Below are 10,019 nucleotides of genomic sequence, written 5' to 3' on the forward strand. Positions count from 1 at the left end.
ACGATCCGCGCCCCTTCTGTGTTCCGCGGCGGAAACGTCCGGCGCCTTTTTGGCGCCGGTGCTCTGTGTGACGATCCCCGGCCGCATCGAACGGTTTAGCGGATGACCTGAACCAGGGCCGAGCCGGCGGGGCTCATGAGCTCCTTGGCGTCGATGGTGCCGTCGTTGTCCGGGTCGGCGGCCTTGAACAGGCCGAGAGCAAGGGCGACGTATTCCTTCTGGTCGAGGGTGCCGTCGCCGTCCGGATCGGCCTTCTTGAGGTCGGCGGCGGTCAGGCGGCCTTCGAGCTCCTTGGCGTCGAGGGTGCCGTCCTTGTCCTTCTCCAGCTTGGCGAAGGCGGCGGTGGCCGCGGTCTCGACTTCCTTGGCGTCGATGGTGCCGTCCTTGTCGGGATCGAAGGCGGCGATGTCGATCTTGGTCATCGACGGGGCGGCGACGACCGGAGCGGCGACGCCTGCGCCGATGATGGCCGCGAGAAGGGCTGCGCTGGTGAGCTTGAACGCCATTTGATGTCACTCCTGGGTAGGTCGGCGGGCGATGTCGCCCTGCACGAAAGGACCGGCCGCCGGATCGTGGCGCCGCAGCAACCTGCTGCGCGACCCTCCGTGGCCTAGCCAGGATTGCGTAAACTGCCCGGGACGATCTGGCAATAGGGTCTAGGAGTTTCCGACCGTTATCGCGGATGCCGGAGGCTTTCCAGTCGAGAGGATCAGGCCGAAACGCAGGATGGCGCGGCTCCGGGGAGCCGCGCCATCCTGTCGATCATGCCGTCCGCGTCAGTACTTGCGGATGATCGGCTCTTCCATCGGGGGCGGGGCGTCGCCGAAGGCATAGCGCAGGCCGCCATAGATCGAGAGCGGCTGGGCCAGCGTCGTCGTGCGGGGGTCGTTCACGGGGTAGCGGTTGGCTACCACGCCCGTCTCGAAGAACGTTCCGAACGTCGTGTAGCGGTTGTTGGTCAGGTTGGTGACGAGGCCGAAGATCTGCAGGTTCTTCGTCACCTGATAGGAGGTGTTGAGGCCGAGGACGAAGTAGGCCGGCAGCTTCCTGTTCAGGTTCGATTCGTCGCCGCGGTAGTAGGACGAAGAGAAGGCCTGGAGGTTCATGCCGACGTTCCAGCCCGGCAGGACGAGGTAGTCGAAGCCGACCTTGAACTGGTGATCCGGGATCAGCGGGACCTTGTTGCCGGGAGTGACCTGAATGGCGCCATCGTCCGCGAACGGATTGTTCGGCGACGACAGGGTGCCGTTGAACTGGAACGTCGCGTCGATCAGCGCGTAGTTCGCATAGATCGAGAGATCGCCACGCGTGTACTCGGCGCCGACTTCGACGCCTTGGCGGCGCGTAGCGGCGACGTTGACGAAGTAGCCGCGAGCCGAGTTGCCCGGGGTGGCGAGCTGCAGGATGTCGTTCGCCAGATCGTTGCGGAAGGCGCTGATCTTATAGCTGAGCAGGCCGTTCTCGTAGAAGCTCGGGATCGAGCCGCGAATGCCGACCTCGTAGTTCTGCGCGGTGACCTGCTTGAGCGGCGGGTCGGCCACGAGCGAGTTCGGCAGGAGGCAGGGCCGGTCGGGATTTGCGCAGGCGAGTTCGAGCGGGGTCGGGGCGCGGTTCGATTCGGAGTAGCTTCCGTAGAGCGATAGTCCCGGAGTGAACCGGTAGGTCAGACCGGCGACCGGATTGATCTTGGTGAAGTAGTGGGTGCCGGTGACGTCCGGCGAGAAGCCGGTCTGGTCCACGGTGGAGATGCGGGCGAAGTTCAGGCGGCCGCCGGCGGTCAGCGAGAGCGAGTCGGTGAGGTCGAACGTGTCGGTGGCGTAGAGACCCATGTAGAGGTTCGAGCCGAGGACCTGGCTCGGTGCGATACCGAGGGCGCCAGCCGTACGCAGACCGGTCGTGCCGAGGCCCGGGACGAACCCGTTGGCGATGGTGTTCGGATCGGTGGTGACGGAGAGATCCGGGTTGATCACGCCGAGCGTGCTGGAGGACTTGTAGCTGTAATCGGCCACGTCGATGCTGCCGCCGACGACGAAGCTGTTGCCGAAGCCGAAGATCCGGTCGCGGTTCGCCGCCTGGAGCGAGCCGCCGTAGCCGGTCGCCTCGGTCTTGGTGACGTCGAGCGTTCCGTAGGGAACGCCGGCCGTCGAGGGGATCAGCTGGTTCTGGGCGCCGAGGAGCCGCAGCGAGTTGCGGAACGCGCGACGTGCCGCGCTGCCGGGCGCTCCGACCGGCGTGAAGCCGTCGTCGTCGAAGCAGAGATTGCCGTTGAAGTTCGTCTGAGCCGCGCTGCAGTTCTCGAAGTCGGAATCATTGCCGTCGATATATTGCTGGCTGAAGCGGCGGTAATACGCGTTTCCGGCGAGATCCCAGGTCGGCGAGAGGTCGACGCGGCCGGTGAGCTGGACGGTACCCAGCTGCGTGGTCGTGGTCTGGGGGTAGGTGAAGATCGCGCGCGGATCGACATGGGTGAAGTCGGTCGGCGTCGCTGCCGCGGCGCCGAGGAAGCTCCGGGCGAAGTTGCCGATCAGGTGGAACTCCGAATCCGGCGTGCGGTAGCCGACGTCGGAGTAGATCCGGCCGATCGTGGTCGGGCTCTCGAAGCGCCAGCCGCGGTCGTTGAGGCCGTCGCCGTTGAAGTAGAAGCTCCAGTTGCCGACCTGTTTGCCGTACTGCAGGCCGCCGCCGACACGGGCGTCCGAACCGCCGAGCGCGGTGACCTCGGTACCCTGCCAGGTGAAGCCGTTCTTCATCTGGATGTTGATCGCGCCTCCGAGCGCGTTCAGGCCGAAGACCGGGTTCGAGGTCAGGACGTCGATGCGCTGGATCGCCGAGGGCGGGATCAGGTCGAGGTTGACCGTGTCGCCGAAGGCTTCGTTGATGCGCACGCCGTTCTGGTAGACGGCGAGGCCCTGCGGCACGCCGGTCACCGGCGAGGCCTGGAAGCCGCGATAGTTGATGTCGACGCGGTTGTTGTTGCCCTGCGAGTCCGAGAGGTTCAGGCCGGGCGTGACGCGGGCGAGGGTCGCCACGGCGTTGAAGGTGCCGGTATCCCGCTCGATCTGCGCGGCCGTGACCGTCTCGACCGTGCTCGGGATCTTGTAGAGCGGCAGGGCGCCGCCGCGCAGGCGCGGCTCGGACGCCGTCGCGATCTGGTCGACGGACGGCCCGGCGGCACCGATGCCGCGGCGGCCGAAGCCCGTGCCCGACGCGCCGACCGGCGTCGTCGCGACGACGCTGATTTCCTCGAGAGTCGTCGATTCCTGCGCCAGGCCCATCCCCGGCAGCAGCGCAACCGAAGCAATCAGGCTGCCCCGCAGCACCCGCATCGTCATTTTCCCCAGCCCCTTGTCGTGTGGCGTCCCCGTTGATCGGGGTCTGCCAGGACATTCGACCGGTGGCTGAAGCTGGGCAATTGCCGCTGCGGCACAATCACCGTCTTCATAAGCGTTTCATGAATGTTGCGCGGGCGCGTGGTGTTCCCGCAACATATTTCCGATGGAAATTCAGAGGTTTAGGGGAAATTAGGCAGTCAAACCGGGAGCATGTGGCAAGTCCGGATGCCTCAATTTCCGAATGATTTTTAGGATTATTTTGTAGGTAGTAACGTAGAGCGCCCGGATTCCTGCCGTCGAATCGTATTCAGGGGACGATCGCGACAGACGAGAGGCGGCCGGGAGGATTGTGTCCAACCGCAGAAGCGATTGGATCCGGCTAGGCCAATATCGCTGCGACCTCGCGATGTGCTGGCAAGGTCGGCCGGCCGTCCGGCCGCTACAGCTTGGCCTGGATCTTCCGGGCCAATTCGCCGAGGCGCTGCTCGAGGAGCGTCGGCACTTCGCAGACATAGGTCACGGACTTGTTGCGCTCGTCGAAGATGCGGCGGTCCCAGTTGAAAGCCGTCTCGAGATCGGTGCTGTCCTTGCTCACGACCTTGGTGGCGTCGTCGACCGGGCCCTCGCGGGTCTCGCTCACCTTGTCGGCCTCGTCGCGGATGCGCTTGGCGAGCCGCTGCTGTCCTTGCGCGTAGCGGACGATGCCCGCGACCACGGTGTTGCGCTCGGCGTTGACGACCTCGAACACCCCGGCGAAGACGCGGGCGAGCTTCTTGTCCTTCTCGTCCTTGTCCTGGATGTCCTTGACGAAGTCGTCGAGCAGGCCGTCGACGTCGTTCAGCTCCGTGCGCCGCGAGGCAAGTTTGCGGGCGAGCTGTGCCGCCTCGCGGTCGTTGCCCCATTCGCCGGCCGCCGTGAGGTCGGGCCCAGTCCAGAACGAGCCGTAGCCGAGGGTCGTGACCTTGCGCTGGGCGCAGGGCCAGTCGGGATCGGGCTTCGGCTGCGCCAGGGCGGGAGCTGCCGCAACGAACAGACCGAGGCTTGCTGCGAGAAACGGACGGATCATGCGAACTCTCAAATCCAGGCTCAGCTCGCCTCGCCTGCAGGTCCACCGCGCCGGGCCATGATGCCGCGGCCGGGATCGTAGGCGATGACGGCCAGAGTGAAGAACACGAGGCCGGTCCCGAGGACGACGGCGCAGGCGACCGGCTCGAACTTCGCGTAGAGGGCGAAGCGGACCAGCTCGACCGCGTGCGAGAACGGGTTGGCCTCGCAGATCCAGTAGAGCGTCTCGCTCGATTCCCGGATCCGCCAGAGCGGATATAGGGCGGAAGAGGCGAAGAACATCGGGAAGATCACGAAGTTCATCACGCTGGCAAAGTTCTCGAGCTGCCGCACCAGCGAGGACAGGAACAGACCGATCGCCCCGAGCATCATGCCGGCCGCGATGAACGCCGGCAGCGCCGTGAGGTAGCCGAGCGGCGGAATGTCGGTCTCCCAGAACCAGGCGACGCCGAGGAACGCGTAGGCCTGAACCACCGAGACGGAGACGCCGGCGATCAGCTTGGCGAGCAGCAGCGTCCAGCGCGGATAAGGGCTCGTCAGCAGCACCTTCATCGAGCCGACCTCGCGGTCGTAGACCATCGAGAGCGAGGATTGCATGCCGTTGAACAGCTGGATCATAACGGCGAGGCCGGGCACCACGTAGACCTCGTAGAGCACGTAGGTCTCGTAGGGCGGCACGATCGAGACGCCGAGCGTGTTGCGGAAGCCCGCCGCGAAGATGAAGAGCCAGACCAGGGGGCGCACCAGCGCCGAGAAGAACCGCTCCTTCTGGTTGAAGAAGCGCAGCAGTTCGCGGCGGACGATGCCGCCGAGCGCCCGCAGGTAGCCGATGAAATCGAGCCGGCCGAGATGCGGCACAGGCTTGGAGACCGCACCGGCCGGTGCAGCACCGGCGACGGCGGAGTTCGAAACGTTGCTCATGCGGCTACCTTGGGCGGCGCGCTCCTGGCGGGTTCGGCGACGAGCCGGCGGAAGGTCGCTTCGAGGCTCTCACCCGCCTCGCCGATGCCGCCGGCAAGGCCGCGCGCCACGATCCGGCCCTTGTGCAGCACCACGACGTCGTCCTCGGACGAAATCTCTTCGAAGATGTGGGTCGCCCAGAGTACCGACAGCCCCTCCTCCCGCACCAGCGCGCGGACGATGCCGACGATGTCGGCGCGGGATTCGAGGTCGAGCCCGACGGTGGGCTCGTCGAGGAGCAGCAGGCGCGGCTCGTGGATCAACGAGCGGGCGATCTCGATGCGACGCGACTGGCCGCCGGACAGGGTGCGGATCTTGTCATTGCGCCGGTCGGCGAGCCCGACGCGGTTCAGCAGCACGTCGATGCGGTCGCGCGCGGCGCGCCGGGCGATGCCGTGCAGGCTGGCGTGGTAGAACAGGTTCTGCGCGACGGTGAGGTCGGTATCGAGCGTGCGTGCCTGGAAGACAACGCCGAGGCGGGCGAGCGCCCGGGACGGCTCGCGATCCAACGGATGGCCGAAGATCGAGACCTGGCCGTTCTGGTTGTTGTAGAGCCGCGTGACCACAGAGAAGAGCGTAGTCTTGCCGGCCCCGTTCGGCCCGAGCAGCGCGGTGAAATGCCCGCGCTCCACTCGCAGCGACACGTCCGACAGGGCGGCCCGCTGGCCGAAGCGGTGGCTGACGTCGGCGATGTCGAGGGCGGCGCCCTCGTCACGCAGATCCGCACTCATTTCACGGCCCGCTTCGCGTCGCCGACGGCGTCGAGGCACTCGTCGAACTCGCCCTCCTTCTGCTCGCGCTCGGCGACCTTCAGGGCCTTGCGGAGTTTGGCGAGGACGGGCTCTGCGGGCGTCTTGGCGATCTCGGCCTGGATCATCGCGATGCCGGAGGTGCATTCGGCCGCGTCGTCGGCGAAAGCTGGGTAGGTCAAGGCAAGGGCTGCGATCAGAAGCGCGCCGCGTGTCATCCCCATCATCACTTCACCGAAATCGTGCCGGTCAGGCCCTTGGCCTCCAGGCCTTGCGAATACCACTTGAACTCGCCCGGCTTGATTGCGACGAACTCGATCGCGATCTCGCCCGGATCGTCGAACTCCAAGTGATCCGGCGGCCCGCCGCCGTGGATCTCCTTGTGCTCGATGACGATCTGGTTGAACCAGATGTTGCGGAAGAACTCCGGCGCGTTGAACTTGTATTCCTGGTGTCCCTTGGCGACGATGCGCAGCCGATAGGCTTTGCCCGCTTCCAGCTCGATGTCCTTGTTCTCTACCACGAAGTCGTTGCCGTCCTCGTTGCCGAGCACGAGGTCGGGCAGGTTCTGGCGCTTCTTGGTGAGATCGAGCGCCATGGCCGGGGCAGCCAGACAGAGCGATGCACCGAGCAACGCGGCGAGCTTCAATGCCTTCATACGGGTCCCTCCTGCCGCCGTTCGCCGGCGGTCCGATATCTGGACGATCTACTTCTTCGAGATGGCCACGCCCCAGGGCAGCAGGCCTGTCTGGATGCTCTTCACGACCTTGAGCGATTCGACGTCGATCACCGAGACGTCGTTGGAGGTACCGTTGGTCGTGTAGAGCTGCTTCTCGTCCGGGGTGAAGGCGAGCTGCCAGACGCGCTGGCCGACGGGCAGGTACTTCTCGACCTCGTACGTTTTGGTGTTCACCACCGCGACTCGGTTGGCGGGGCCAAGCGCCACGAAGGCCTTGGAGCCGTCCTTGGTGATGCGCACGCCGACGGGCTGGATCTGCTCGTCGTTCACGCTCGGGATCTTGAAGGTCACCTTCTTCACGACCTTGCGGGTGGCGACGTCGATCACCGAGACAGTGCCGCCGACCTCGGCCGAGACCCACAGCATCTTGCCGTCGCCCGAGAACTCGGCAAAGCGCGGCCGGGCGTCGACCAGCACGTTGTCGATCACCTCGAAGGTCTTGGTGTCGATGAAGTGGGCCATGTTGGTGGTTTCGGAGGTGTTCACGAGGATCTTGCCGTCCGGCGACAGGCCCATGCCCTCGGGCTCGACCCCCACCGGCACTTCGGCCAGCACCTTGTTCTTCTCGATGTCGAGGATGGTGACCTGGCTGTCGTCCTCGTTGGCGACGTAGAGCGGGTTGCCGCTGGAATGGAGGATGAACTGCTCGGGATCGGGCCCGGAGCGCAGCGAGCGCACGACCTTGCCGGTGGCGGTGTCGAGGACGTCGATGCGGTCGTCGTCGCTGGCGCAGACGAACAGCTCCTTGTCGTCTTTCGACAGCGTGATCCCGCGCGGGCGCCGGCCGACCTTCCAGGTCCCGGTGACGGCCATGGTCGTGGTGTCGATGACGGTGACGGAGTTGCCCTTCTCGTTCGACACGTAGGCGGTGAACGCCTCCGCGGCGCCCGATAGCCCCAGCCAAGTCCCGGCGAGCATTGCAACGCTCACGCTCGCCTTCAAGCGACCGCTCATCCGCATCCTCCCTGTCGCGCACGCTGTTTCGCGCATTCGCCCTGGCGACTTAGCGCATTTTCCTGGCAGGAACATTCGCCTTTGCCCAGGTTCGATCGAAACATCGGCGTTCGATTGCCGCACGATCCTTGGCCCCGTCGCTCATTTCAGCTTGCAGGTCGTCTCGGGCTGGTCGACCCCCAGCGTGTCCAGCGGCGTGCGCTGGTGGATGAAGCCCTGCTCGGGCGCCACCGAGACCATCGCCTTCGGCTGTACGACGATGATCGGCTGGCGCAGCTGGTGGTCCCAGGGGCGGAAGCTCAGCGAGACGCCCTTGTAGGCGGGCAGACCGAAGCCCGGCTCGGTGAAGTACGGGACGAGCGTCGCGGCGTCGGTGGTCTTCTTCTGGGTGCCGGCCTCGCCGACGCTGCGCACACCGGCCCAGGCCTGGTAGTCGAGGGGGCGCATCAGGCGGCCCGAGAGCCGACGGAAGCGGTTCTGCGCCTGGGCCGCGCCCCAGGTCTCCAGGGTCGGATGCCAGGTCGTGGCGACCAGCCCGGCCGTGCCGGCGACGGGACGCGGATCGACGGTGCGGTAGGGGACGTACTCGCCCCAATCCTGCTCTTCGTCTGCGACGACGGCGAGGTCGTAATCGAGGCCCCGGGTGAACACCATCGCCTCGGCCCGGGTCGGCGTATCGCCGCGCGCCTTCATCAGGGGGCCGAAGGTCCAGGGCTTTTCCGCCGTGATCTTGAGCCCGAACTTCTTGGCCGAGTTCTTCATGGCCTCGGCATAGGCTTTGTCCCGGTCGCTCGGGCCGACGATGAGGAACACCTTCCGCCAGCGCATCAGCGTCATGTATTGCGCAATCGCGTCGGTCTGCATCGCGCGGCTGGGGATGACGTGGAAGACGTTGGCGCGGCACTCGGCCCCGCGCAGGGAATCGTCCGGCGACCCGACGTTGAAGACCGCCACCCCGTCACCCTTGAGCGCGTCGGCGACGGCCAGAACCTCGGCGGCCGGCAGCGCCACCACGAAATACTTCACGCCCTTGCCGGCCAGCTCCTTGGCGGCGTCGACGGCGTTCCTGCCCTCCTCCAGCGCAACCTCGTCGAGGGAGTAGGTCTGCTTGGTGAAGCGGCCGGTCGTGTTGTTGTCCTTCACCGCCATGCGCGCACCGGCGACGCCGAGATCCTCCGGTTCGGCCTCCGCATCGTAGGAGGACGGCGCAGGGATCGGACGGTAGATGAATGCGACATGCGTCTCGCTGCCCGGCATGGCCGCGGGCTGCTGCGCCGTCGGCGAACCGGGGGGAGGCTCGCCGGTTTCGGCTTTCGGCTCCTGTGCGATGGCACCGGGCGGGCCGCCGACGACGGCGGCGAGTGCGGACAGGGCGGCGAGGAGGCGAAGGGTGGAGAGAGGCATGCAGGCGGACGCTAACAACATCTCGGTGCTGCCCTCAACGGCTGATGCATAAGGACTTTCTAAGCTCGCAGCGCCGCGCCGGGCATGCTGCATCGCGGCATATCCGGCGGGCCAGGGCGGGCGTGCAGTCATGCGGGAGTTGCCAAACTCTCCTCGCGCACAAGCTATTCGACGACGGCGGCGTGTCCTCCCCCGTCGCGTCCGATGAGGCATCGCTATGACCCAGCGCCCGACGCTCGCCCTCCGCCGCCTCGCGCTGGCGGCCCTGGCGTTGGCTCCCTTGCTGCCGGCCGTCGCCATGGCCGAGGCTGGGCGCAAGGCGGCGATCTTCTCCGCCGAGCTCGACGATCCCAGCCTTCCCTACGGTCGGAAGGCGCCGCCCGCCCAATTGAAGCGGCTCGACATCGTCACCGACGAGCTTCGCAGGCAACTCGTCGATAAAGGCGGCCTCGATCCCGTCGACCTCGCCGGGCAGGCCGAGGAGATCAAGAAGCAGGCGCCGCTCTTCAAGTGCAACGGCTGCACCGGCGACATCGCCAAGGCGGCCGGCGCCGAACTCATGGTCACGACGGTCGCGGAAAAGGGCTCGGCGCAGCTCTTCAACCTGACCGTGACGATTGCCGAGGCTGCGTCGGGAAGGATCGTGCGTCAGGGCCTCGTCGTGATAAGGGCCAACACCGACGACGATTGGGTGCATGCCGCGCGCTCGATCGTGAAGAACCGCCTCCTCGCCGAGCCGCTGCCGAACCGCTCCTGATCGGCGGACGGCGCCCCGCGATCACCGAGTCCCGATGCGTCCCGTGTCCGAGCCCACCC

The 10,019-nt window shown here is 66.4% G+C and carries 10 protein-coding genes; 1 reads left to right on the top strand and 9 read right to left on the bottom strand.

All coding sequences use genetic code 11. From position 1 onward, the window contains the following. Positions 1-95: 95 nt before the first annotated feature. The 9 genes from FV217_RS15575 to FV217_RS15615 all read right to left on the bottom strand — a co-directional run bounded on the left by FV217_RS15575 (position 96) and on the right by FV217_RS15615 (position 9,203). On the bottom strand, positions 96-506 hold the full coding sequence (locus FV217_RS15575) for an EF-hand domain-containing protein (RefSeq protein ID WP_147818093.1): 411 nt from the start codon (positions 504-506) through the stop codon (positions 96-98). 270 nt (positions 507-776) lie between these two features. Then, positions 777-3,326 (bottom strand): TonB-dependent receptor, encoded by a 2,550-nt coding sequence (locus tag FV217_RS15580; RefSeq protein WP_187272585.1) that lies wholly within the window; start codon positions 3,324-3,326, stop codon positions 777-779. Positions 3,327-3,771: 445 nt separating this feature from the next. Then, entirely contained in the window at positions 3,772-4,398 is a 627-nt protein-coding gene (locus tag FV217_RS15585; RefSeq protein ID WP_147818095.1) for a hypothetical protein, read from the bottom strand. Positions 4,399-4,418: 20 nt separating this feature from the next. Then, on the bottom strand, positions 4,419-5,318 hold the full coding sequence (locus FV217_RS15590; protein WP_147818096.1) for an ABC transporter permease: 900 nt from the start codon (positions 5,316-5,318) through the stop codon (positions 4,419-4,421). After that, the gene (locus FV217_RS15595) at positions 5,315-6,088 is read right to left on the bottom strand and encodes an ABC transporter ATP-binding protein (protein ID WP_147818097.1); all 774 of its coding nucleotides are present in this window, start codon (positions 6,086-6,088) and stop codon (positions 5,315-5,317) included. The genes FV217_RS15590 and FV217_RS15595 overlap by 4 nt, the downstream gene beginning before the upstream one ends. Next, complete coding sequence (locus tag FV217_RS15600; RefSeq protein ID WP_238230602.1) at positions 6,085-6,333, bottom strand: hypothetical protein; 249 nt, start codon at positions 6,331-6,333, stop codon at positions 6,085-6,087. Before FV217_RS15600 ends, FV217_RS15595 begins: the two co-directional genes overlap by 4 nt. Beyond that, a complete protein-coding gene (locus FV217_RS15605; RefSeq protein ID WP_147818098.1) occupies positions 6,333-6,764 on the bottom strand; it encodes a hypothetical protein in 432 nt (143 codons plus the stop codon). The genes FV217_RS15600 and FV217_RS15605 overlap by 1 nt, the downstream gene beginning before the upstream one ends. 48 nt (positions 6,765-6,812) lie before the next feature. Beyond that, positions 6,813-7,799, bottom strand: a complete 987-nt coding sequence (locus tag FV217_RS15610; RefSeq protein WP_147818099.1) for a YVTN family beta-propeller repeat protein — start codon at positions 7,797-7,799, stop codon at positions 6,813-6,815. 141 nt (positions 7,800-7,940) lie between these two features. Further along, positions 7,941-9,203: an ABC transporter substrate-binding protein gene (locus tag FV217_RS15615; RefSeq protein ID WP_147818100.1), complete on the bottom strand. Its 1,263-nt coding sequence runs from the start codon at positions 9,201-9,203 to the stop codon at positions 7,941-7,943. 217 nt (positions 9,204-9,420) lie between these two features. Between FV217_RS15615 and FV217_RS15620 the strand changes: the two genes are divergently transcribed. Further along, positions 9,421-9,960 (top strand): DUF3280 domain-containing protein, encoded by a 540-nt coding sequence (locus FV217_RS15620; protein WP_147818101.1) that lies wholly within the window; start codon positions 9,421-9,423, stop codon positions 9,958-9,960. Positions 9,961-10,019 lie beyond the last annotated feature (59 nt).

The sequence above is a fragment of the Methylobacterium sp. WL9 genome (assembly GCF_008040035.1).
GTDB classification, from domain to species: domain Bacteria; phylum Pseudomonadota; class Alphaproteobacteria; order Rhizobiales; family Beijerinckiaceae; genus Methylobacterium; species Methylobacterium thuringiense.